General features: G+C 62.6%; 17 protein-coding genes. 9 read left to right on the plus strand and 8 right to left on the minus strand.

Translation table 11 applies throughout. The features are described 5' to 3' along the window. The first annotated feature begins 126 nt into the window (after positions 1-126). Positions 127-1815: an FAD-dependent oxidoreductase gene (locus BN1120_RS10100; protein ID WP_042015947.1), complete on the plus strand. Its 1689-nt coding sequence runs from the start codon at positions 127-129 to the stop codon at positions 1813-1815. Between the two features lie 109 nt (positions 1816-1924). On the opposite strand, the gene BN1120_RS10105 is transcribed toward BN1120_RS10100, so the two are convergent. From BN1120_RS10105 to BN1120_RS10125, 5 genes are read right to left on the minus strand one after another with little or no spacing between them, the layout of a single operon-like run. Then, positions 1925-2353 carry an ion channel gene (locus BN1120_RS10105; RefSeq protein ID WP_042015948.1) on the minus strand — a complete coding sequence of 143 codons (429 nt, stop codon included), beginning with the start codon at positions 2351-2353 and terminating at the stop codon, positions 1925-1927. 1 nt (position 2354) lies between these two features. Further along, a complete protein-coding gene (locus BN1120_RS10110; RefSeq protein ID WP_042015950.1) occupies positions 2355-3383 on the minus strand; it encodes a DUF2955 domain-containing protein in 1029 nt (342 codons plus the stop codon). Between the two features lie 8 nt (positions 3384-3391). Then, entirely contained in the window at positions 3392-4483 is a 1092-nt protein-coding gene (locus BN1120_RS10115; protein WP_042015951.1) for an HlyD family secretion protein, read from the minus strand. Further along, entirely contained in the window at positions 4476-5993 is a 1518-nt protein-coding gene (locus BN1120_RS10120; RefSeq protein ID WP_042015953.1) for an efflux transporter outer membrane subunit, read from the minus strand. Before BN1120_RS10120 ends, BN1120_RS10115 begins: the two co-directional genes overlap by 8 nt. Before the next feature lie 4 nt (positions 5994-5997). Beyond that, positions 5998-7092 (minus strand): AI-2E family transporter, encoded by a 1095-nt coding sequence (locus tag BN1120_RS10125; protein ID WP_039038652.1) that lies wholly within the window; start codon positions 7090-7092, stop codon positions 5998-6000. Between the two features lie 30 nt (positions 7093-7122). On the opposite strand from BN1120_RS10125, the gene BN1120_RS21850 reads away from it, so the two are divergent. From BN1120_RS21850 to pbpC, 3 genes are all read left to right on the plus strand, one after another. Next, positions 7123-7257 carry a hypothetical protein gene (locus BN1120_RS21850; RefSeq protein ID WP_010674281.1) on the plus strand — a complete coding sequence of 45 codons (135 nt, stop codon included), beginning with the start codon at positions 7123-7125 and terminating at the stop codon, positions 7255-7257. Between the two features lie 330 nt (positions 7258-7587). Next, positions 7588-12432, plus strand: coding sequence for an alpha-2-macroglobulin family protein (locus tag BN1120_RS10130; RefSeq protein ID WP_042015954.1), 4845 nt, complete (start codon positions 7588-7590; stop codon positions 12430-12432). Beyond that, the gene (pbpC, locus tag BN1120_RS10135; RefSeq protein ID WP_042015955.1) at positions 12398-14806 is read left to right on the plus strand and encodes a penicillin-binding protein 1C; all 2409 of its coding nucleotides are present in this window, start codon (positions 12398-12400) and stop codon (positions 14804-14806) included. Before BN1120_RS10130 ends, pbpC begins: the two co-directional genes overlap by 35 nt. Before the next feature lie 88 nt (positions 14807-14894). On the opposite strand, the gene BN1120_RS10140 is transcribed toward pbpC, so the two are convergent. Continuing rightward, positions 14895-15854, minus strand: coding sequence for a hypothetical protein (locus BN1120_RS10140; protein ID WP_042015956.1), 960 nt, complete (start codon positions 15852-15854; stop codon positions 14895-14897). A 164-nt stretch (positions 15855-16018) separates the two neighbouring features. On the opposite strand from BN1120_RS10140, the gene thiI reads away from it, so the two are divergent. After that, the gene (gene thiI, locus BN1120_RS10145) at positions 16019-17467 is read left to right on the plus strand and encodes a tRNA uracil 4-sulfurtransferase ThiI (RefSeq protein WP_039038656.1); all 1449 of its coding nucleotides are present in this window, start codon (positions 16019-16021) and stop codon (positions 17465-17467) included. A gap of 75 nt (positions 17468-17542) precedes the next feature. Here the strand turns inward: thiI and BN1120_RS10150 are convergent, their stop codons facing one another. Both BN1120_RS10150 and BN1120_RS10155 read right to left on the minus strand, forming a co-directional pair. After that, positions 17543-17935, minus strand: coding sequence for a hypothetical protein (locus BN1120_RS10150; protein WP_039038657.1), 393 nt, complete (start codon positions 17933-17935; stop codon positions 17543-17545). A gap of 101 nt (positions 17936-18036) precedes the next feature. Continuing rightward, entirely contained in the window at positions 18037-18669 is a 633-nt protein-coding gene (locus BN1120_RS10155) for a trimeric intracellular cation channel family protein (protein WP_041212810.1), read from the minus strand. A gap of 382 nt (positions 18670-19051) precedes the next feature. Between BN1120_RS10155 and BN1120_RS10160 the strand changes: the two genes are divergently transcribed. The 4 genes from BN1120_RS10160 (at position 19052) to BN1120_RS10175 (ending at position 23465) form a co-directional block, all read left to right on the plus strand. After that, a complete protein-coding gene (locus tag BN1120_RS10160) occupies positions 19052-19957 on the plus strand; it encodes a flagellin N-terminal helical domain-containing protein (RefSeq protein ID WP_042015961.1) in 906 nt (301 codons plus the stop codon). 607 nt (positions 19958-20564) lie between these two features. Beyond that, complete coding sequence (locus BN1120_RS10165) at positions 20565-21464, plus strand: flagellin N-terminal helical domain-containing protein (RefSeq protein WP_042015962.1); 900 nt, start codon at positions 20565-20567, stop codon at positions 21462-21464. A gap of 601 nt (positions 21465-22065) precedes the next feature. Then, complete coding sequence (locus tag BN1120_RS10170) at positions 22066-22965, plus strand: flagellin N-terminal helical domain-containing protein (protein ID WP_042015963.1); 900 nt, start codon at positions 22066-22068, stop codon at positions 22963-22965. Positions 22966-23006: 41 nt separating this feature from the next. Then, positions 23007-23465: a flagellar protein FlaG gene (locus BN1120_RS10175; RefSeq protein ID WP_225315744.1), complete on the plus strand. Its 459-nt coding sequence runs from the start codon at positions 23007-23009 to the stop codon at positions 23463-23465. The last annotated feature ends 11 nt before the right edge of the window (positions 23466-23476 follow it).

A 23476-nucleotide genomic window follows, 5' to 3' on the forward strand; every position in this document is an offset into this window, starting at 1 on the left:
ACTATCCTGTTGAGCAATTGTCGGAGGGCAAGAATACTGCAAATCCGTGGCAAACAAAATTTCATTGAATTCTAAATTAGATAAGCCTAATTTATTGGTCATTTCCTGTTGAGTGGAGTCTTGCAGATGAAACGGATCCTGATTGCGGGTGGTGTGGCCGGGGGAGCGTCCGCCGCCGCCCGTGCCCGCCGTTTGAGCGAAGAGGCGGAGATCGTGATGTTCGAGCGGGGCGAGTTCGTGAGCTTCGCCAACTGCGGTCTGCCTTATCACATCGGGGGGGATATCCCGGATCGGGATGCCCTGCTGCTGCAGACACCGCAAAGCTTCAAGCGCCGTTTCAACGTGGATGTGCGGGTGTTTCACGACGTCATCGAGATAGACAGGGCCGGCAAGAGCCTGCTGGTGCGCAACCTGCTCACCGGCGAAGAGCGGCGCGAAGCCTACGACGTGCTGCTGCTGAGCCCGGGCGCCGCCCCCATCCGGCCTCCCTTCCCCGGCATCGACAGCCCGGGGGTACACACCCTGCGGAGCATTCCCGACATGGATCGCATCCTGGCGGCGCTGGCGCACGACAAGCCCCGCCACGTCACCGTGGTGGGGGGCGGTTTCATCGGGCTGGAGATGATGGAGGCGCTGCACCAGCGCAAGCTGGATGTCACCCTGCTTGAGCTCTCCGATCAGGTGATGGCGCCGGTGGACAAGGAGATGGCCAACCTGCTCCACGCCCGCATCCGGGAGGAGGGGGTCGATCTTCGCCTGCGTACCGGCCTCGCTGCCATCGAAAGCCTGGAGGTGCCTGCCGAGAAGACCGCCGCCGTGGCGACCGCCCAGCGGGGTGGACTGCGCCTGACCCTGAGCGACGGCTCTCATCTCGACACTGGCCTTCTGATCCTCGCCATCGGCGTCAAGCCCGAGACTCTGCTCGCCGCCAAGGCGGGGCTGGTGCTGGGACCGCGGGGCGGCATCAAGGTGGATGGGGGCATGCGCACCTCGGATCCCTGCATCTTCGCTGTGGGGGACGCGGTGGAGGAGACCGACTTCGTCACCGGCGAGTCCGTGCTGATCCCGCTGGCGGGCCCCGCCAACCGCCAGGGGCGCATTGCCGCCGACAACATGCTGGGGCGAAGCGAAACCTACAAGAAGACGCAAGGGACCGCCATCTGCAAGCTGTTCGATCTGGCGGTGGCGAGCACGGGGCTGAACGAGAAGCGGCTGGTGCAGCTGGGGCTGCCGTTCGAGAAGGTCTATGTCCACCCGGGCAGCCACGCCGGCTATTATCCCGGCGCCCACCCGGTCAGCCTCAAGCTGCTGTTTGCCCCCGATGGCAAGATTTACGGCGCCCAGGCCATCGGCAAGGATGGCATCGACAAGCGCATCGACGTGCTGGCGGTGGCCCAGCGTGCCGGTCTCACCGTGTTTGATCTGCAGGATCTGGAGCTCACCTATGCGCCGCCCTTTGGCTCGGCCAAGGATGTGATCAACATGGCCGGGTTCGTTGCGAGCAACCATCTGAAGGGGGACACCCTGCTCTGCCACGCAGCCGAGGTGCAGGCTCGCCACCCCCATCAGCAGGTGGTGGATGTGCGAAACGGCCCCGAACTCGACAAGCTGGGGCGCATTCCGGGGGCGATGCACATTCCTCTGGACGAGCTGCGCAGCCGCCTCCATGAGCTGCCCAAGGATAAAGAGCTGCTCATCAGCTGCCAGGTGGGGCTGCGGGGTCACGTGGCCTGCCGCCTGCTGAGCCAGCACGGTTTTCGGGTCAAGAACCTCTCTGGCGGTTTCAAGACCTGGCAGACGGTGATCGCCGAGTAGATCCTCCAGGCTGACATGGCCCGATTGATCACTCTGTATGCAAACGGGCCACTCCAAAGAGTGGCCCGTTTTGTTGCCGCAGGGGTTTGCCGCAGGTGGCCCCTCGCTGTCAGGGGGTCACGTCATCGAACTGCTTGCGAATGTGGTGCTGCAAGACCGCGAGCATGGAGGCGCCGGAGAGGCCTATCATCAGGGCACCGTTGACTGCCTCCAGGGGGCCGAGCAGCTTCCACTGCGGGCTCATGACGATGTCGCCATAGCCCAGAGTGGCGAAGTTGACCCCGGAGTGATAGACGGCCTCCTGCAGGGTATCGAACTCCCCGAGCCACAGGAAGAGCCCGCCCCAGACGCCGATCTGGGCCAGGTTGCCCAGCATCACCAGGGTGATGATGCCAAACAAAGCCAGCATGCCGGCCAGGGCCCCCTCGCGTCGATTGAATCGCTTGACGTAGAAGCGGATGCACCAGACGGATACCAGGGATTGCAGCAGCATGTTGACCAGGATCACCGGGATGCCGACCAAAAAAATCGTTAACATATCAATCTCCTAGCTTGGCTTCTGCCAGTGGGCGGCCGACAGGCCACCACTGTTCGAGCAGCAAGATACAGAGCCAGCCATAGCCGGCCACCACCAGATAGAGGCCGCAACGCATGGCGGCCGCCAACCACACATCCTTGCCGGTGGCGCTGTCCTCGATGGCCGGGCCAAACAGGATGAGCGCCGTGATCCAGGTGTTGCTCCAGAAGGATGGCGGGAAACGCCCCACCACCAGCCGCACCAGGCGCCGCGCCAGCCAGAGGCTCATCAGGGCCAGCATCAGTACCAGCATCAGGAGCGAGGGCCAGAGGCTGAGCCCGAGCCAGAGTGCGAACGCCAGCAGGGCGCCCATCAGGGTCGAGAGCACCAGCTCCTGGCCCGCCTGTCTGGCGTTGAGGGAGGTACTCTGCTGGGCCAGGGTCACCGTCTTCATCACCGCCGGAATGTAGAACGCCGGATTGCCGAGGGCCATCAGCCACACCGGCAGCACCATGGCGACGGCGCGCAGCGCCAGCCGCTCGGGGTGTTCGGGGGGCAATGGCACGGGCCTTGCCGCCGCCCCGGCCACCGGCAGGGGAGGGAAGAGCGCGTGGGCCAGGCGGTTGACCAGGGTGCCTATCAGGATCCCCAGTCCCATCATCTGGGCAAGGGCAATGGCAAGGGACTGCTCGATGAGACCGGCCACCGGGATCACCGTGATGGCCATGATGAGCAGCATGGCGGCGGCCCCCTTGCCGGCCATCGCCTGCTGCATCAGCAGGTAGAGCAGCAGGGCGACGAGCAGCACGGCCGCCAGGGCATAATGGGTCAGCAGGGGCACCAGCAGCACGCCGCCGACCATCACGGCCAGCAGCAGAGCGCCACCCAGCAACCCTTTGCCAAGGCTGAGCGGCTCGCCGGGTCGGCACAGCACCACCCAGGCCATGATGACCCCGAGGTGGGGCATGGGCAGCGCCAGGCCGTAACAGATCCCCGTCGCGAGCCCGATGCCAGTGCCAATGCGCAGTACAGCCCTGTCGGCGTTATGCATCTGGCGCCTCAATAGAGGAAGGAGAAGAGGCTCATCAGCCGGATATAGAGCGCTCCCAGGAAGTGCATCACCCCGCTCTCGCCGGTGTAGACCAGCACATCGGCCTGGCCGCCGACCCGCAGCGCCTCGACCGGCGGAAAGTCATCATTCTGGAAGGCTACCTTGACCGGGAAACGCTGGGCCTGGCGCAGCCAGTCGCGGTTGTTGTCCACCGTGGGCAGGGCGCCGGCGGGCTGGCTCTTGCCGTCGCCCACCCCGTAGCCGACGCTGCGGACTTTCCCCTTGAACAGCTGTCCGGGCAGGCTGTCGAGCAGGATGGTGACCCTGTCTCCCGGCCGAATGTTGCCGAGGTTGTTCTCCGTCAGATCCGCCGACACCCAGACGTCGTGGATGGCGATCAGGGTCATGGCCGGTGCGCCGGCCCCGATAAACTGGCCTGCATCCGTGCTGAGGTCGGTGATGAGCCCCCGACCCGGCGCCACCACGCGGGTGTTCTGGCGATCCAGCTCGGCCTTGTGCACTGCCGAGCGGGCACTGAGCAGCTGGGAGTTGTCATCGCCGCTCGCCCCGGCGGCCTCGATGGCGCGGCGAACGTCGGCTTCGGCTGCCGCCACCTGGCTCTTGGCCGTCTCGCGGCTGGCCTGGGCCACCTCCAGGCGACGCACCGAGATGGCCCCCGGATCTTCCCGATAGAGCCGCTCCTGGCGCTCCGCATCCTTGGCGGCGTTGTCGTAGGCAGCGCGCATGGCCATCAGGGAGGCCTCGGCCGCCTTGACCCCTTCGGTGTTGGCCTTGACGCCGCTCAGCACCGTCTGGTAGTCGGATCTGGCCTTGGCCAGGGCGATGTCATAGGGCTCGGGATCGATCTCGAACAGGGGGGCGCCGGCCTCCACGTCCTGATTGTCGTGGACATAGACCCGCTTGATCTGGCCTGCCACCTCGGCGGCGACGGGGACCACGAAGGCCTGCACCCGGGCCTGGGAGCTGTAGGGGGTCAGCCTGTCCGCCAGCAGATACCAGCTGAGCAGGAGGAGGATCGCGGCCAGCAGCCCGAGGGTGGCGCGGCGGCTGGCCTGACCGGGAGAGGCTGTGTCAGTCATGGGAGTTTGCCTTCTGTGTCATGGGGGAGTGGGCTGCGTCGAGCAGGGGGGCCCAGTCGGCGCGCGTGCGCAGTTGAGCCTCCACCTTGGGGGTCACCAGGGGACGTTCGCGCCCCTGTTCCCAACCGCCACCCAGTGCCTTGTAGAGGGTGATGAGGTCGCGCATCCGCGCACCACGGCTGTTGACCAGGCGCTCCTGCTGGTTGAACAGGGCGCGCTGGGAGTCGAGCACCCGCTGGAAGTCCGCCATCCCCTCGCGATACTGGGTGTTGGCTATCTCGAGGGAGCGACGGGCGGCCTCGCCGGTCTGGGTCAGCAGGGCGATCTCCTCCTGGCCGTTGGCATAGGCCACCGCCGCGTCATCCACCTCGCGGGCCGCCTTGAACACGCTGTCGCGATAGCGTTCGTGCAGCTGCTGGAAGCGGGCGTCCTGCACCAGGATCTGGTTGCCGAGCCGTCCCTGATCCAGCAGGTTCCAGCTCAGCGAAGGACCGACGGCCCAGGAGAAGGTGCCGCTCTCGCCATTGGTGGCGTTGACCCCCAGGGTGCCGAGCAGGGTGATGGAGGGGTAGAGCTCGCTCTCGGCCACCCCGATGAGGGCCGACTGGGCGGCCAGCTGACGCTCCGCCACCCGCACGTCAGGACGGCGGCGCAGCAGATCCGCGGGCATCTCGGTGACCAGGGCCAGCTCTCCCAGGGGGATCTTGCCGGTGTTGGTGGTCATCTCGGGCAGGGGCCCCGGGGCGCGGGCGAGCAGGGTGGAGAGGGCGTTCTGGCTTTGGCGCAGGCTGGTCTCGAGCTGGGGAATGCCGGACAGGGTGCCCAGGTACTGGGTCCTGGCTTGCTGCACGTCCAGCTCGGCGTTGTTGCCGCTCTTGAACAGTCGCTCGGTGATCTCCAGGCTGCGCCGCTGGATGCGGGCATTCTCCCGGGCGATCTGGAGCCTGGCCTCCAGGGTACGGATGCTCACATAGAGCTGGGCCACCTGGGCGGCCATCAACACCTGGATGTCGTCATACTGGGCCAGGGTCGCGAAATAGCTGGCATCCGCCGCCTCGACTCCGCGCTGGAACTTGCCCCAGAAGTCGAGTTCCCAGCCGAGGTTGAAGCCGGCGCCGTAGCTGCTGCCCGCGCTGCTGTGGCCGCCCCGGGTCTGACCTGCCTGGAGGAATTCTGCCGTTCCCACCGTCGCCTGGGGGCCGAGCAGGCTCTCGGCGATGCCAAGCTGGGCCTGGGCCTCGAGGATCCGCAGGCCGGCGATCCGCACGTCCGGATTCTTGAGGAAGGCCTCCTCCACCAGGGCGCTCAGCACGGGATCGTGCAAGTTGTCCCACCATTGTCGGTAGTCGGTCACCGTCACCGCCTGCTGACCCTCGCTGGCGCTGTGCCAGTTGGCCATCTCCTCGACACCGGGGGCCTGATAATCGGGCCCGAGCAGAGTACAGGCACCGAGCAGCAGGCAGGTGCCCCCTGCAAACAGGGGGCGAAGGAGAGAAAGTGCGTCGGCCATGGGGTTATTTTTCCGCGTTGGCCAGACCGTCGTTGACCCAGGCCATGAAGATGCGATAGCCGATGGAGAGCAGGGTGGCACCGATGAACATGCCGAGGATGCCATTGGTGGCCATGCCGCCGAGGGCCCCCAGCAGCACTACCGGCATGGGCGCATCGACGCCACGCCCCAGCAGCAGCGGTTTGAGCACGTTGTCGGCCATGCCGGCCACGACCAGCAGCACTGAGTAGATGACGTTGAGCAGGGTGCCGTGATCCCCCGCCATCCACATGAAGGCAATGGCCGGTCCCGTGACCAGGATGACGGGGACCTGGGCGATACCCAGGATCAGCGCCAGGACGAAGAAGATGCCGACCGCCGGGATCCCGGCGAGGGACATGATGACGCCAGCCAGCAGGGCCTGGATGAAGGCGACCCCGATGACCCCCATGGCCACGGCCCGGATGGTGCTGGTGCACAGCTTGGTCAGGGCGAGGCCCTTGCGCTCATCGGTGATGCGCATGGCGATGCGCTCGGCGCTGATGGCACCCGGCGCCCCCCAGGCCATGATGATGCCAGCCACGATGAAAGAGGCGACGAAGCCCAGCAGGCCGCCCCCCATGCTGGCGAGCATGGTGACAGTCTGCTTGGCCATGTCGCCGAGCTGCGGCTTGTAGCTGATAAGGAGGCTCGGCAGATCCACGGATGCCTTGGTCCATAAGGCGTGCAGCTTGGCACCGATCAGCGGGATGCTGGCGATGTCGGCGGAAGGCGCCGGAATCACCAGAGTGTTGTTGTTCACCTTGTCTATCAGGGCGCTGACGCTGTCACCCAGGGAGCCGAGCATGGCCACGGTGGGGGCCACGATGAGCAGGATGCCCAGCAGGACCAGCAGGGTGGACGACTGACCCTGTTTTCCCCCGAGTCTGGCGGCAAAGCGCTGATGGAGGGGGTAAAGGGTGACCGCCAGGATCAGGGCCCACAGCATCATGTTCATGAAGGGGGAGAACACGGTGAAGCAGAACGAGCCTAGCGCCAGAATAAGGCCAAATTTGATGAACATGTCCAGGAATCGGGCAACCAATCTTTTTTCGACGAGGGACAGATCGTTATTTTCCATGCTGATATGACTCCAGAGAGGGATGGATGCATGACCCCGCTGACCCTGTGTGAACTCAAGGTCGGCATTCTGGTCGATGGACAATTAATAAGTTTGTTTTCAATGGTTGAGGCATACATCGAACGCACCTGCACGTTATGTATGGCACAGGTGTTCAAGGCTTAAAAAATATTTATCTGCTTGATATGTCGTTGATTGGAAGGCCTGCGTTGAGCAGGGCCGAGAATAATGAATGGCCCGATCACGCACAAGTGAACAGTGGTGCCCGGTTTAGCCTGGGTTCAGAAAATCACGACAACCCTCTTTCATGGAACAGGAGATCGCATACGGGGCCTCGAATAAACCTCGCGGTTCACGGAGCGTCGCGCTCCCGTTCGAGGCGATGCGCCCATCTCTGTTGGCCGATGCCGCCCGATATGGCAGTTGGTGTTCCCGGGAGTGACGCTTTATTCTATTGGCTCCTGCGCTGCGGCGATCCAACCCGGGATGAACACCATGCACCTCTCTCTCTCCTGCCCCGTGACTCGTCTTCCCCGTGTGGCCTGGCTGGCGGCGCTGCTGCTGGCTGGTTGCGGCCCCGACAAGCCTGTCAGCCAGGAGCCGACGACTGACCCGATGGCCCGGCAGGAGGCGGGGGCGCCCGCCTCCGTGGTGCAGGCCAATGCCCGCCAGTATCGGGATGCCCCGGCGCTGGCGCTGGTCTTCTCCGGCCCATTGGCGCCCAAGGCAAACTGGCAGAGCTGGCTTTCTGTGAGTGAAGGGGGCAAGCAGGTGCAGGGGGAGTGGATCCTCGCCGACGATGGCCGCACCCTCTATTTCCCGAACGTGCAACCCGACAAACGCTACGAGGTGAGCCTCAAGGCGGGGCTGGGCCCATCCCCCCAGCGCTGGACCCTCAAGACCCGGCCGCTGGAGGCAGGGGCATCGTTTACCGCGAGCGGCATGGTGTTGCCGCTGCGCGACGAGCTGCGCCTGCCCATCAGCGCGGTCAACGTGGATGAGGTCAATATCGACTTCTTCCGGGTCGATGCGGAGTATCTGCCCCGTTTCCTGGCCGAGTATCGCCCCGGTGCCGGCATGGGCAACTGGGAGCTTGAGCAGATCACCAAGCGGGCCAAGCGGGTGTTCAGCGGCCGCTATGCGCTGGAGCTCGATGCCAACCGGCGCGAGACCCGCCTCATCAATGTGAAGGAGCCGCAGCTGGCCCAGGCCGGCGTCTACTTTGCGGTGATGTCGCCCCTTGGCAACTACGACTGGCGCAAGGAGACCACCTACTTTGCGGTGAGCGACATGGGGCTCAGTGCCCGCCGTTACCGCGATGAGCTGGAGGTGTTCGTGAGCTCCCTGGCCAGCGCCGACCCCCTCAAGGATGTGCAGCTCTCCCTGCTCGACCAGAAGGGCAACCGGCTGCAGGTGCAAACCACCGACCCCCAAGGTCATCGCCGCTTCGATCAGGTGCAGGGGGCTCGCCTGCTGCTGGCCGAGCAGGGCAAGCATCTGGCGGTGCTGCGCCTCGATGGCGCGGCCCTCGATCTCTCCACCTTCGATCTCGGCACCCAGCCCTGGCAGGCCCAACAGCTTTATCTCTTTAGCGGGCGCGATCTCTATCGCCCCGGCGAGCGGCTCGACAGCGAGATCCTGCTCAAGGGGCAGGATGGCCAGCTGCTGCCGGGCATGGCGGTGGAGCTGGAGGTGAAACAGCCGGACGGCCAACTGCTCGAACAAAAGCGCCTGCTGCCGGACAACCTTGGCGCGGCCCACTACGGTCTGCGTCTGCCGGAGGATGCGCCGCTCGGGCGCTGGACCATCAACCTCAAGACTGCCGCCGGTAGCCGCTTCGAGTGGCCTTTCCTGGTGGAGGAGTTTCTGCCGGAGCGGCTGAAACTGCAGCTTGGCAAGGGGCAGGATGGGGAAGTCATGGATCTGGACGCCGCTCTCACCCTGCCGCTGCAAGGGGACTATCTCTACGGTGCTCCGGCCAGTGCCACCAAGGCGAAGGCGGAGGTGAAGTTAAGCCGCGCCACCATGCCCTTTACCCAGTGGCAGGAGTTCACGCTGGGTAACGTGCTGCTCGCCGAGCAGTCCAGGGATCTCGAGCCGCTGAATCTCACCCTGGATGCGCAGGGGCAGGGGACGTTTTCGTTAGCTGATGAGCTCGACGGGGTGCGCGGTCTCGGGCCGCTGGAGGTGGCCTATAGGGTGTCGCTCTCCGAACCCGGTGGCCGCGCCGTCAATCGCAGCCGCACCCAGTATGGCTGGCCCGCGGGCAGCCAGTGGCCGGCGCTCAAGGCCGATTTTGTGGCGGAGCGGGTGGAAGGGGGCAAGCCGCTCCCCTTCCAAATCCTCAACCTCGATGAGCAAGGCCAGCCGGTGGCGGGGGCGGTGAAGGTGCGCCTCATCAACGAGTACCGCGACTACTACTGGCACTACGCCGATGGGGAGGGGTGGAAGTACGAGTTCAACAGCCAGCCCTATCTGGAGCAGGAGCAGACCCTGCAGCTGGATGGCAAGGGGCCGACCCCGCTCACGCTGCAACTGGCGGCGGGCTGGTATCGATTGGAGGTGGAGAACAGTCAGGGCCATCAATCGAGCCTGCGGGTAGAGATCGGCAGCTACGCCTGGGGCGGCGGTGGGGAGCAGGCACGGCCTGACAAGATCGCCATCACCCTCGACAAGCGCGCCTATCAGGCGGGTGACAAGGCCAAAGTGACCCTGGTGGCCCCGCGCCCCGGCAAGGGGTTGCTGATGGTGGAAGATGGCGACGGCCTGCGCTGGTGGCAGCGCATCGAGCTCAAGGGCGCCGGCGGCGATGCCAAGGATGCCCGCGGCGAGTTCGAGATCCCGGTCAGTCCCGAGTGGCAGCGCCATGATCTGCATATCTCGGCCCAGATTGCCGCGCCAGACAGTGACTCAAAGCCGGTGAGCCAAAAGAGTGTGCAAAGCCTGCGCTCGGTCGGTCTGGTGCCGCTCACCCTGGATCGGGAAGCGCGCCGTCTGCCGCTTACCCTGAGCGCGCCGGACAAAGCGGTGCCGCTTACCCGGCTGGAGGTGACCGCCACCTCTACCCCCAACAGTCAGGGGCGGGTGGTGCTGGCGGCGGTGGATCGGGGTGTGCTCAATATCAGCGATTATCAACCCCTCGACCCGTTCGAGATCTTCTTTGGTCGCAAGCGCTACGCCCAGGATTTGTTCGACAACTACGGCCAGGTGATCCCGCCGCAAGATGGCAAGCTGGCTCGCCTCAACTACGGGGGTGACCGGGCGCCGCTGAAAAAGGGCGGCGCGCTGGAGAGCCGGGTCGAGATAGCTGCGCTCTGGAGCGGCGAGGTGAGTTTTGACGAGCAGGGCAAGGCGGTGATCCCGCTCGATCTGCCCAACTTCAACGGCGAGCTGGCGCTGATGGCGCTGGCCTGGAACGAACAGCAGGTCGGTGAGGCCGAGCGCGCCGTCAAGGTGGTGGCGCCGCTGGTGGCAGAGATCGGCTGGCCGCGCTTTGGCGCCAGAGGGGATGAGACCCGGGCGCTGGTGCAGCTGCGCAACATGAGCGGCGAGGATCAGACCCTCTCCCTTGCCTGGACCCTCAACGGCGGGCTCAAGGCAAACGGCGAGCTGCCCGGCACTCTTTCCCTTAAAAATGGCGAAGAGCAGTGGCTGACCCTGCCGCTCACCGTGACCGGGGCGAGCGGTGTGGCACGCCTGCAGTTGGCGGCCAGCGGCAAGGATTTTGCCATCAGCCGCGACTGGACTTTGCCGCTGCGCTCCCCCTGGCCGGCCGAGACTCGCCAGCGCTACCAGATGCTGGCCCCCGGCCAGCAGATGAGCTTTGCGCAAAGTGAGCTGGCCGGGCTGGATCGCGCCAACCTGCAGGGGCTGCTCAGCCTCTCCGGCACTCCGCCCTGGGATCCGGCAGCCCAGTGGCAGGCGCTGGCTGACTACCCCTATGCCTGTCTGGAGCAGACCCTGTCCCGTGCCTGGCCTTACTTGCTGACCACGGCGGATGAGCGGGCCGCCTGGCGCAGACCCGCACAGGGCAAGAAAGCGGCGAGTGAGGCGGATGTGCAGCGCGCCCTGCTGCAACGGTTGCAGCGGTTGCAACTGCCCAGCGGCGGCTTTGGCCTCTGGGATGGTCGCTCCGACGAGGAGCAGTGGCTCACCGCCTATGCCGCCGACTACCTGCTGGCGCGCAAGGAGGCGGGCGATGCCGTGCCGGAGGCAATGCTCAATCAGGCTCTGAACCGGATGCAAAACTATCTCACCGACAGTCAGTATGGTGAGCGCTGGAGCAGTGCCCCCGAGCACAGCCGGTTGGCCTATCAGGCTTACAGCGCCTATGTGCTGGCCCGGGTGGGCAAGGCGCCGCTCGCTACCCTGCGCCTTATCTGGGAGCAGCAGGCCGATCACGCCCGCTCAGGTTTGCCGCTCTTGCACCTCTCGCTGGCCCTCTCGGCCATGGGGGATGAGCAGAACGCCGCCAAGGCCCTCAGCCGGGCGCTAGGGACCGAGCGCGGTGACGACTACTTGGGGGATTACGGCTCGCCGCTGCGCGATGAAGCCCTTGAGCTCTCCCTGCTGCGCCAACACAAGCTGGCTGCGGAGATCTGGCCGGCCCTCAGTGCCAAGGTGGCCGATGCCCTGGCCCATCGTCAGTGGCTCAGCACTCAGGAGCGGCTCGCCCTGCTGCGACTCGCCCGCTTCGATCCGGCCGTCGACTGGCAGGCCAAGGTGGCTTCCTCTCTTGGCAGTGGATCCCTGAGCGGTTCGGCTCCGCTGCAGCAGGGCACCCCCGAGGCGCTGGCGGCGAGCGCCGTCACCAACGAGGGCAAGGGCTCCCTCTATGTGCAGCGCACCCTGGTCGGTTATCCCGAGCAGGCGCCAGCACGGATCAGCATGGGAATGAGCGTGACCCGCAGCTGGTTCAACAGCGACGGTCAGCGTTTTGACCCGACCAAGGTGAAGGTGGGCGATCTGGTGGTGGTGCGGCTCAATGTCAGCAGCGAATCGGCGGTGCCCGATGCCCTGCTGGTGGAGATGGTGCCCGCTGGCTTTGAGCTGGAGAACCCGGCCCTTGGCAACAGCATCAAGCTCGAAGAGCTCTCCATCGAGGGGAAACCGGCGTGGCAGAGCGAGTGGAACGACTACCTCAAGCATCAGGAGTTTCGCGATGACCGCTATACGGCGGCGCTGGATCTGAGCGCCGGGAGCAACCAGCAGCTGGTCTACCTGATGCGGGCGGTGACGCCGGGCCGCTATCAGGTGCCGCCGACCCAGGTGGAGGATATGTACCGACCCGAGCTGCGGGCTGCGGGTGAGGATATCCACGAGGTGCGTATCTCTGAGTAACAAACCCTCCCTTGAGCGGGTTCGCCCGCTCACTTTCTGGCAGCGTGGCTGGCTGAGCCTGGGTCGCACTGGCCGCGCTGGCTGGCACTGGTTTGGTGGCCTGCAACGCTGGCTGCGCTTTTCGGTGCTGGGGGTTGTGGCACTGCTTTTGTCATTGCTGGCGCTGGATCGACTCTTCCCGCCGCCGCCACTCGACCCGGCCTATGCGCGGGTGGTGCTCGACATGAAGGGGCGACCGCTGCGCGCCTTTGCCGATACCAGCGGCGTGTGGCGTTACCCCGTGACCCTGGAGCAGGTTTCCCCCCGCTATATCGAGGCGCTGCTCGGCTACGAGGATCGCCATTTCTGGCGCCATCCCGGGGTCAATCCGGTGGCCATGGTGCGCGGCATCGGTCAGTGGCTGCGTTACGGGCGCGCCGTGTCGGGCGGCTCGACCCTCACTATGCAGGTGGCGCGCCTCATCGAGCCCTACCACAGGAGCGTGCCCGGCAAGTTGCGCCAGATGGCCCGTGCGCTGCAGCTGGAGTGGCACTACGACAAGCGCACCCTGCTCACCGTCTACCTCAACCGGGCGCCGTTTGGCGGCAATCTGGAGGGGGTGCAGGCCGCAAGTTTTGCCTATCTCGGCAAGAGCGCCGCCAAGCTGACCCATGCCGAGGCGGCGCTGTTGGCGGTGCTGCCCCAGGCCCCCAGCCGCAACCGGCCGGACCGGCATCCCGAGCGGGCCCGCACCGCCCGCGACAAGGTGATGCAGCGGCTGGTGGCGCAGGGGGTCTGGCCAGAACAGGTTTGGCTGGAGGGACGCATCGAGCCTGTGCTGGCCCGCGGTCACTTCACGCCGATGGAGGCGCCGCTCTTTGCCCGCCTCGCCGCCGACCATCAGGCCGGGGCGCTGGTGCGCACCACCATCGACGGGGATCTGCAGCGCTGGCTGGAGGGGCGGGTGGCGAGCTATATCCGTCGCTTCCCCGAGCAGACCTCAGCGGCGTTGCTCCTGGTCGACAACAAAACCATGGCGGTGCGCGCCTATGTGGGCAGCGCCGAGTATGGCAATTTGCGCCGCCACGGTTATCTGGACATGGTGCAGGCGATCCGCTCTCCCGGCTCTACGCTGAAGCCCTTCATCTACGGTCTGGCGATGGACGAGGGGCTGGTGCACTCGGCCTCTCTGCTCTCCGATGCGCCAAGGCTGGGCTCGGACTATCGCCCCGCCAACTTCTCCGGTGCCTTTCAGGGGCCGGTGACGCTGGCCCAAGCACTGCAGCAATCCCTCAACGTGCCGGCGGTGCAGGTGCTGGAGGCGCTCGGGCCGGACAAGCTGGTCAGCCGGCTCGACAACGCCGGGGTGCGGCTGGCGCTTTCCGACAAACCCAATCCGGCCATTGCGCTCGGGGCGGCGGGCATTCGGCTTGAGCAGTTGGTGGCGCTCTACAGCGCACTGACCCGGCAGGGGCAGGTGGCGATGCCGGTCTGGCTGGCGGGGCAGCAGGCGGTGTCGCGCCCCTTGCTGAGCCCGGGGGCCGCCTGGATCATCTGGCAAATTTTGAGTGCCCAGGGACGGGCAGATCAACCTTTTGCCAGTGAGGCGACCGGCCGGGTCAACCGACTGGCCTGGAAGACCGGCACCAGCTATGGCTATCGCGACAGCTGGGCCATGGGGGTCTCCGGTCGCTGGACCATCGGCGTCTGGCTGGGGCGCCCCGATGGCACCCCCATGCCCGGCTTTTATGGACAGAGTGCGGCAGTGCCACTGCTGCTTTCTGTCTATTCGCGGCTCTCGGACAACAGCCCCCTGCCAGCACAACCCAACACGGTGAGTGAAGCGGAGATCTGCTGGCCCTTGGGGCGCAAGTGGAGCGCGACCCTGCCTGAGGCCTGTTTGCAGCATCAGAGCGCCTGGCTGCTGGAAGGGCGCGACCCTCCCACCTTGCCGGATCCCATGGATTGGCCCTCGCCGCTGCGCCAGGTTGCGCTCACTGTCGACGGCAAGCCGACGCTGACCCGCTGCCACGATGCGGCACAATCCGCTTTTAGAGCGCTCTGGCCGCTGTCGCTGGAGCCATGGCGCTCACCGGGCGAGCGGCGTCAGGCGCTGCTTGCCAGGGGCTGCGCGGGGGAGGGACAGAGCGCCGAGCAGCAGGCCCCCATCCGCATCCTGGCACTGGGGGAGGGCAACCTTATCCGCAGTCAGCGCTATCGGTTGCAGCCCAGGGTGCTGGGCGGTGTCGGCAAGCCGGCCTGGTTTCTCAACGGGCAGCGGCTGCGCTGGGACGGGGATCAAGTAGTGAGCAAGGCGGGCCGCTATCAGCTGGTGGTGGTGGATGAGGCGGGAAACAGCGATCGCATCGAGTTTCGGCTGGAAAACCCCTCCTGAGGGCGTGGTGAGCGCCAGAATATTGACGGCATCGGTGATGGTCCCGATGCCGTCAGTTGATTGTCGATTCCCCGGCAGAGGCGGGGAGTCAGGGCTTGACCTGCCCCAGCCGGGTGAAGAAATGCCGGCTCTTGCGCTGGTGGAAGTGGCTCTTCTTGATGGGATGAAACACCAGGTCGCTCTGTGGGTGACTCCCCTTGAGGTGGTGGATCATCGCCATGGCCGGTAAGCCAGTACTGACGAGGGTGGTGAGCGGCAGGGTGACGGTCTCGGGTCCCAGCAAGGGTGTGAACCCCTGCTGGGCCTGCTCGAAGCGGGTCAACACGGCGGGTTCGGCGTAGCCGCTGCCCAGCATGGCGAGCAGGGCATCGAGGGCCTGATGGAACTCGGCGAGCTGCTGACGAAAGCCGCTTCGCCCCCGCAGGGCAATGAGCTCTGCAAACGGGATGTCGGCCAGGTGAGTGGGCACTTGCAGCGGGATCTCGAGGTGGAAGCAATCCTGACCGCCGCGATTGTGGTAGCGGGATTCGAGCAGGTGAAGCAGGCGGTCGAGATAGTCGTGATCGGTAATAAGCGCCCCGTCATTGGCGAGTGCCCACTCACGGGCGAGGCGCATGGAGAGCAGGTTGGCAAAGCGGCGCGCCATTCTGATCCCCCCTTCATCCTGCGTCGCAAAGCCGTGGGTCAGACAAAACCCGTGCAGCCGCTCCAGTCCCGCCTGAACCGGGCAGAAGCAGTCGTGGTTGGGGGCTGAACGCCAGCGGGCGATGAGCTCCCTGTTGCCAAACACCTTGTGGCGGACAAAATCGGGGGCGACCAGGCCGGCAATCTGGCTCTCCACCTGGGGCGTGATATGGGCGAAGAAGGCGGGTTGTGGCGGCTCGGCCAGCAGGTCGGTTTGCTGGCGCAGGGTCTCCAGCAGGGCGGTGAGACCGCTCTTCTCACTAACGGTGAAGACGAAGGCGAGCCGCTCCAGATAGAGCAGGGCAAACTTGAGCCAGAGCTCGTCGCGTACCTCCATGCCGGGGTAGTAGATATGGGTTTTCATGGATGCTGTGTTGCCAGGATGCAGGGGTGGGAATATACGCATGATTGCCCGGATGCGGCAAACTTTGCGTGGGGGAATGTGAGCGGCCGCTCATGCAGTAGGCGCTGGTCACAAAGTTCTGATATAATTCGCGCCCTTAAATCAAGGCCACCCGAGTCATTACCATGAAGTTCATTATCAAGCTGTTCCCTGAAATCACCATCAAGAGCAAGTCGGTTCGCCAGCGCTTTATCAAGATCCTGCAGGGCAATATCCGCAATGTCCTGCGCCGCTTCGACGACGATGCCCGGGTGCGGATGGATTGGGACAAGCTGATCGTGAGCTCCCGTAATGACCAGTTCCGCGAGCAGGCCATCGAAGCCCTGGCCTGCATTCCCGGCATTCAGGCCTTCCTCGAGGTGCAGGCCAGCAAGTTTACCGACCTGCACGACATCTTCGAGCAGGTGAAAGCCGTCTGGGGTGATCAGCTCGAGGGCAAGACCTTCTGCGTGCGTGCCAAGCGCCACGGCAAACACGAATTCTCCTCGCTGGAGATTGAACGTTACGTGGGCGGCGGTCTGAACCAGCACTGCGTGAGCAACGGTGTGCGCCTCAAGAACCCGGATGTGAAGATCAACCTCGAGATCGATGGCGAGGAGCTTTTCATCGTCAGCGCCATCCACCAGGGGCTGAGCGGCATGCCCATCGCCACCCAGGAAGATGTGCTGAGCTTGCTCTCCGGCGGGTTTGACTCGGGTGTAGCCTCCTTCCAGTTCATCAAGCGCGGCTGCCGGGTGCACTACTGCTTCTTCAATCTGGGTGGGGCGGCTCACGAGATCGGCGTCAAGCAGGTGGCCTATCACCTGTGGAACCGTTTCGGCTCCTCCCACCGGGTGCGCTTCACCGCGGTGGACTTCGAGCCCGTGGTGGCCGAGATCCTCGAGAAGATCGACAACGGCCAGATGGGGGTGGTGCTCAAGCGGATGATGATGCGTGCCGCTGCCAAGGTGGCCGACGAGTTCCAGATCCCGGCCCTGGTGACCGGCGAGTGCGTGGGCCAGGTTTCCAGCCAGACCCTCACCAACCTGAACGTCATCGACCGGGTGACCGACAAGGTGATCCTGCGCCCGCTCATCACCTGGGACAAGCCGGACATCATCAGCGAAGCCCGCCGCATCGGTACCCTGGAGTTCGCGGAGACCATGCCGGAGTATTGCGGCGTGATTTCCAAGAAGCCGACCGTGAAGGCCGAGCTCTCCCGCATCGAGGCGGAAGAGGAGAACTTCGACTTTGCCATTCTGGACAAGGTGGTGGCCGAGGCCCGTTACCTCGACATTCGTCGCATCGGTGAAGAGACCGCCGCCGAGGTGCAGGAGGTGGAGACCACCGCCGAGAGCGGTGACGACGAGGTGATCCTGGACATTCGCTCCATGGAAGAGCATGACGACAAGCCGCTGGTGGTGGAAGGGCGCGAGATCATGCATATCCCCTTCTTCAAGCTGGCTACCGCCTTTGGTGACCTGCCGAAAGAGAAGACCTACCTGCTCTATTGCGATCGTGGCGTGATGAGCAAACTGCAGGCGCTTTACCTGAAAGAGAAGGGCTTTGCCAACGTCAAGGTCTACCGTCCGTGATGTGACGGCAAGACGCGTATAAAAAATCCGGCCAAGGCGCCGGATTTTTTATTTCACTCGGATGAAGGTAGACGCTCAGGGGCAGGGGACCGGGGTGAAGGTTTCCTGACCCTGACAGCGCCAGCCCATCTCGGCCTGACGCATCTGCCACAGGTTGTTGCTGCGAAACAGGGTCAGGATGTAGAGCATGTCGCTACGCTGGCCATCAAGGGCCACCGAGAGCACCAGATCGTTGTCCAGCTGTTGAGCATGGATACGGGTGGGTACATCTTTATGGCCGACGAAGCGGCGAGCCACTTCGCGATAGTCGTTGACCCAGCCTTGCTGACTGCTGCTCGCCTGACGGATCTGCTGGTTGAACTGCTGCACCGGGGTGGATGCCAGACGCCCGAACAGGGCCTGTGCCCCCGCATGAGCCGCTGCCACCATCATCAGAACAAGTGTGGTAATGAGCCCAAGTTTTTGCATGAGGTTTTCCGGCTTGAAACGACCCCTGTATGACAACAGAAAAGCCGGCTTGGTTCAATCTTGTCCCTGCCGGGATGGGATCTCGCCCACTCTGAGGCTTCTCAGTTGCGCTGCAGCGAGAAGGTGGGCAGGGAGAGGTGCCAGTAGATGGCCGCCACCCGCAGACCAAACACCCCGAGCATGCTGATGAGCATGGCGCTGACTCTGTCTACCCCGACCTCCAGCGACAGGGTATAGAGGATGCCGCCCAGAATGCAGGCGGTGGCGTAGATCTCCTTTTGCAGCACCATGGGCACTTCCCGGGCCAGCACGTCCCTTATCATGCCCCCAGCGACCCCTGTCATGGTGCCCATCAATACGGCGATAAGCCCAGATGTACCAAAGTTGAGGGCTTTTTGTGCCCCGATCACGGTAAAGAGCGCCAACCCGAAGGCGTCCGCCACCGGCAGCACGTACCAGGGCATGCGACGGGGCAGTTTGACCATCCACATGCCGATGAGCGCCGTGGCAATGACCACCCAGATATAGAGGGGGTCGCGCACCCAGAAGACCGGGGTTGCTCCCAGGATCATGTCGCGGATGGTGCCGCCCCCGATGGCGGTGACCGCCGCCAGCACCATGACACCGAAACCGTCCATCCTGAGACGGCCGGCCACCAGTACGCCCGAAAACGCGAATACCGCAGTACCAAACATGTCGCTGATGTAAACAATCTGCTCAACCAGTGTCTGCATGGAGAACAACTCACGTCCAATAGATGATGGGGCGGCGATTTTAGGGGCAAGGTGTGAGGATGAGCAATGCTGGCGTGCAAAAGTGGGAGCCAGCGCCGGTTTCTGAAGGCTGGGTGAATATCACGCTCCCGCCTTGTCTGATGCGGGCTGTGGGCACTATGGCTCGGGGGGCGGGCTGTCAGGTGACAAAAAATCCCGATTTTTTTCTCAAGGGAAGGGAATAGAGGCCGATATATAGGTTAGGCGGCGATTACTGCCAGAAAGGCAGAAAAAAGAAATTAAAGTCTTGTGAAAAGGCGCCGTTAACTAAACATATCAGGCACAAAACACAATAAAGCCTGAGTGAATTAAAGTTAACTTTTAATAGCTTAGGAGAAAAATCATGAGTCTGTATATCAATACCAACGTTTCATCGCTCAACGCTCAGCGTAACATGATGAACAGCACCAAATCCCTGGATACCTCCTACACCCGTCTGGCCTCTGGCCTGCGCATCAACAGCGCCAAGGACGATGCGGCAGGTCTGCAGATCTCCAACCGTCTGACCTCCCAGATCAACGGTCTGGACCAGGGCAACCGCAACGCCAACGACGGCATCTCCCTTGCTCAGACTGCTGAAGGGGCGATGGATGAAGTGACCGGTATGCTGCAACGCATGCGTACCCTGGCTCAACAATCCGCCAACGGTTCCAACTCCGCCAAGGATCGTGAAGCCCTGCAAAAAGAAGTGGATCAGCTGGGGGCCGAGATCAACCGTATCTCCACTGCAACCACCTTCGCAGGGACCAAGCTGCTTGATGGTTCATTTAGCGGTACTTTCCAAGTAGGTGCTGATGCCAACCAGACCATCAGCTTCAGCCTGAGCCAGGCCAACGGTTTCAGTATCTCTGGAATCGCAGCGGCAGCGAACACCACGGTAACGGCAGCAAGTGGTGGTACCCTTGCGGTCGATGCCATTTTCACTAACGGAGCTGCAGCTGGCGGTATCAGCATCAGTACCCAGACCAACGCCCAAAACGTGCTGGCTGCGGTTGATTCCATGCTGACCGTGGTCGACAGCAAGCGTGCCGAACTGGGTGCGGTGCAAAACCGTCTGGACTCCACCATTCGCAACCAGGCTAATATCTCGGAAAACGTCTCTGCCGCTCGCTCCCGTATCCGCGATGCAGACTTTGCGACCGAGACCGCCAACATGACCAAGCAGAATATCCTGCAACAGGCGGCTTCCAGCATCCTGGCCCAGGCCAACCAGCGTCCCCAGTCTGCACTCTCCCTGCTGCAGAACTAAGGTCCTGATGCCGAGAAAAAGAAAAGGGCGGTTGTTCAGGCCGCCCTGGTAAACAAGATGGAACAATGGGGTGTTCGGATTTACGCCTTGTTCTATCGAAAGAGAAGTTCTCTTATTGGTATACCCCTCGAGTGTTGCGCAGATCGTTCACTCTGTCACCCTCGAGGTTGTTCTCCTGAGCGTAAGCTCTTCTTTGGCCGACATTGTCGGCCTTTTTTATGGGCGCCGAAAAAATGGCGACACAGAAAACACTGCACAACCCATGCCAATTTATGGCATCAGATATGAAAAAGGCGGGAGAGGAGCAAGGGAGGGGGAAATGAAGTGGCCGATGGGCTACCAAGGCTCCGCTTTCTCACTTTAGTGACCTGGTATGCATAAATTGTTTTAAAGGTTCTGAGAGGCAGGCCGTTACAGAAGATGAAGCAAATCGAGGGGTGTTCGGAAAACCAACATTTGCGCAACTGCGGGTCCGATGTCCGTTCAAACAGCTGACCCGCCAGATGAGACAGACCGTTCAATCTGTCCATCTGAACGGTGGGAACCTGATTGTGTATGACACAACACACAGGGCCCGCAGTTCCTTGTTCATCAGGAGAGACCTTTTATGGCCATGTTTATCAACACCAACACTTCATCACTGAACGCCCAGCGTAACTTGATGAACACCACCAAGTCGTTGGATACCTCTTACACCCGTCTGGCCTCCGGCCTGCGCATCAACAGCGCCAAGGATGATGCGGCGGGTCTGCAGATCTCCAACCGTCTGACCTCCCAGGTAAACGGCCTGGACCAGGGCAACCGCAACGCCAACGATGGCATCTCTCTGGCGCAGACCGCTGAAGGGGCCATGGACGAAGTGACAGGCATGTTGCAACGCATGCGTACTCTGGCACAACAATCTGCCAACGGCTCCAACTCCGCCAAGGATCGCGAAGCTCTGCAGAAGGAAGTGGATCAGCTGGGCTCCGAGATCAACCGCATCTCCACCGATACCACCTTCGCTGGCACCAAGCTGCTGGATGGAAACTACAATGGCAGCTTCCAGGTAGGGGCGGATGCCAACCAGACCATCAGCTTCAGCCTTTCTCAAGCTGGGGGTTTTAGCATTTCCGGTATTTCTGCTGCAGCGAACACTACTGTGACGGCAGCGAGCGGTGGCACTCTTGCCGTGAGCACCATCTTCTTGAGTGGTAGTGCGGGTGGCATCAGTATCAGTACTCAGACTAATGCGCAAAACGTACTGGCCGCCGTCGATTCCATGTTGGGTATCGTGGACAGCAAGCGTGCCGAGCTGGGTGCGGTGCAGAACCGGCTGGATTCGACCATTCGCAACCAGTCCAATATCTCGGAAAACGTCTCTGCCGCTCGCTCCCGTATCCGTGATGCAGACTTCGCCACCGAAACCGCCAACATGACCAAGCAGAACATCCTGCAACAGGCGGCTTCCAGCATCCTGGCTCAGGCCAACCAGCGCCCGCAGTCTGCTCTGTCGCTTCTGGGCTGATGACCCTTGACAGGGCGACTGTCCATGCCACCTAGGTCTAAAAAGGAAGCATTTTATGCTTCCTTTTTTATTTAGCCCCTGTCTTTCTGCTTGCGATAGGCAGTTGTGGCGTTTGCCACAGCTCAAGTGATGATCATCGGTAAGGTAGTCTGCACGATGATATTCTCCTGGACCGATACCTCGCGATAGTCCCGGTCCGTCTTGCCTCATGATGACTCACAACCAGCCACGACTAACCCGCAGCATCAAATGTGACGTTATCTTTCCACTCCGTTCATGGTTGTCTGATTGCCAGACTCACCACGGCAATATTCTCTCCGGCTATTTCTGCATCAAGGGAGGAGGTACTTTGCCACCTGGGTCGCCAAAAGCGGCAAGTATTTTCCTAAAGCTTCCGGCAGGGCTGCCGTTACAGATGATGAAGCAAATTGAAGGGTGTTCGGAAATCCAACATTTGCGCGACTGCGGGTTCGACGTCCGTTCAAACAGAGGGCCCGCCAGATGAGACAGACCGTTCAATCTGTCCATCTGAACGGTGGGATTCTGACTCGCTTGATGCAAGCAGGACCCGCAGTTTCTTGTTCATCAGGAGAAATCTTTTATGGCCATGTTTATCAACACCAACACTTCATCACTGAACGCCCAGCGTAACTTGATGAACACCACCAAGTCGTTGGATACCTCTTACACCCGTCTGGCCTCCGGCCTGCGCATCAACAGCGCCAAGGATGATGCGGCGGGTCTGCAGATCTCCAACCGTCTGACCTCCCAGGTAAACGGCCTGGACCAGGGCAACCGCAACGCCAACGATGGCATCTCTCTGGCGCAGACCGCTGAAGGGGCCATGGACGAAGTGACAGGTATGCTGCAACGCATGCGTACCCTGGCGCAACAATCTGCCAACGGCTCCAACTCCGCCAAAGATCGTGAAGCTCTGCAGAAGGAAGTGGATCAGCTGGGGGCGGAGATCAACCGTATCTCCAAAGACACCACCTTTGCCGGTACCAAATTGCTGGATGGCAACTACAGCGGCAGCTTCCAGGTCGGTGCGGATGCCAACCAAACCATCGGTTTCAGCCTCTCCCAGGCTGACGGTTTCAGCATCTCCGGCATTGCGGCTGCAGCCAACACGACGGTGGATGTAGGTACTGTCATTGGTACAGCCATCAACGTTACCGCCATCTTTGCTGCCGGTAGCTCTATCAGCATTAGCACTCAGAATGGTGCTCAACAGGTTCTGGCTGCTGCTGATGCCATGTTGGGAGTAGTGGACAGCAAGCGTGCAGAGCTGGGGGCGGTGCAGAACCGTCTGGACTCCACCATTCGTAACCAGGCCAATATCTCGGAAAACGTGAGCGCAGCACGTTCCCGTATCCGCGATGCAGACTTTGCGACAGAAACCGCCAACATGACCAAGCAGAACATCCTGCAACAGGCGGCTTCCAGCATCCTGGCCCAGGCCAACCAGCGTCCGCAGTCTGCACTGCAACTGCTGGGTTAAGCGGGCCGTAACGTCAACATCATTGATATGAGGAGCAGCAGATGGGCAATGAATCGATAGCCATGCCTTCTGTTTCTTCGACGCTAACTCAACATGGCGGCCCTCAGGCCGCCATGCCTGCTTCTTCATCCGTTGCGGGTGGACATGATGTGGCCGAACAGAAAGGCGTCGAGTCGGCAGCCAAGGCATCGCAGGAGCCACCGACACACATCAAGGCAGTCAAGCCGAGCATTGACAAGGCCTATATAGAAAAACAGGCCCAAGAATTGCAGGAACGCTTGGACAACTTGAGCAAGATGAAGGGATGGACAATCAACTTCAGTCTGGTTCCCGAGCTGGAGCAGCCGGTCATCAAGGTCATTGATGTGGATACCAAACAGGTTATCCGACAGATCCCGAGTGAAGAAATGCTCTTGATGAACAAGAGGTTGCAGGCCATGGAGCAGGCAGGGAACACCCTGCCAAGTCTCTCCGGGCTGTTGTTCGATGGCCAGGTGTAACCTGATATTTT

Origin of the sequence: Aeromonas caviae (assembly GCF_000819785.1) — a bacterium.
Classification (GTDB): Bacteria; Pseudomonadota; Gammaproteobacteria; order Enterobacterales; family Aeromonadaceae; genus Aeromonas; species Aeromonas caviae.

Excerpts from the sequence above, each read along its gene's own strand:
- BN1120_RS10165 (WP_042015962.1), top strand. The coding sequence starts at position 20,565 with ATGGCCATGTTTATCAACACCAACACTTCATCACTGAACGCCCAGCGT.
- BN1120_RS10115 (WP_042015951.1), bottom strand. The coding sequence starts at position 4,483 with ATGACTGACACAGCCTCTCCCGGTCAGGCCAGCCGCCGCGCCACCCTC.
- BN1120_RS10105 (WP_042015948.1), bottom strand. The coding sequence starts at position 2,353 with ATGTTAACGATTTTTTTGGTCGGCATCCCGGTGATCCTGGTCAACATG.
- BN1120_RS10170 (WP_042015963.1), top strand. The coding sequence starts at position 22,066 with ATGGCCATGTTTATCAACACCAACACTTCATCACTGAACGCCCAGCGT.
- BN1120_RS10175 (WP_225315744.1), top strand. The coding sequence starts at position 23,007 with ATGGGCAATGAATCGATAGCCATGCCTTCTGTTTCTTCGACGCTAACT.
- BN1120_RS10120 (WP_042015953.1), bottom strand. The coding sequence starts at position 5,993 with ATGGCCGACGCACTTTCTCTCCTTCGCCCCCTGTTTGCAGGGGGCACC.
- BN1120_RS10125 (WP_039038652.1), bottom strand. The coding sequence starts at position 7,092 with ATGGAAAATAACGATCTGTCCCTCGTCGAAAAAAGATTGGTTGCCCGA.
- BN1120_RS10100 (WP_042015947.1), top strand. The coding sequence starts at position 127 with ATGAAACGGATCCTGATTGCGGGTGGTGTGGCCGGGGGAGCGTCCGCC.
- BN1120_RS10150 (WP_039038657.1), bottom strand. The coding sequence starts at position 17,935 with ATGCAAAAACTTGGGCTCATTACCACACTTGTTCTGATGATGGTGGCA.
- BN1120_RS10140 (WP_042015956.1), bottom strand. The coding sequence starts at position 15,854 with ATGAAAACCCATATCTACTACCCCGGCATGGAGGTACGCGACGAGCTC.
- BN1120_RS21850 (WP_010674281.1), top strand. The coding sequence starts at position 7,123 with ATGACCCCGCTGACCCTGTGTGAACTCAAGGTCGGCATTCTGGTCGAT.
- BN1120_RS10110 (WP_042015950.1), bottom strand. The coding sequence starts at position 3,383 with ATGCATAACGCCGACAGGGCTGTACTGCGCATTGGCACTGGCATCGGG.
- BN1120_RS10155 (WP_041212810.1), bottom strand. The coding sequence starts at position 18,669 with ATGCAGACACTGGTTGAGCAGATTGTTTACATCAGCGACATGTTTGGT.
- thiI (WP_039038656.1), top strand. The coding sequence starts at position 16,019 with ATGAAGTTCATTATCAAGCTGTTCCCTGAAATCACCATCAAGAGCAAG.
- BN1120_RS10130 (WP_042015954.1), top strand. The coding sequence starts at position 7,588 with ATGCACCTCTCTCTCTCCTGCCCCGTGACTCGTCTTCCCCGTGTGGCC.
- BN1120_RS10160 (WP_042015961.1), top strand. The coding sequence starts at position 19,052 with ATGAGTCTGTATATCAATACCAACGTTTCATCGCTCAACGCTCAGCGT.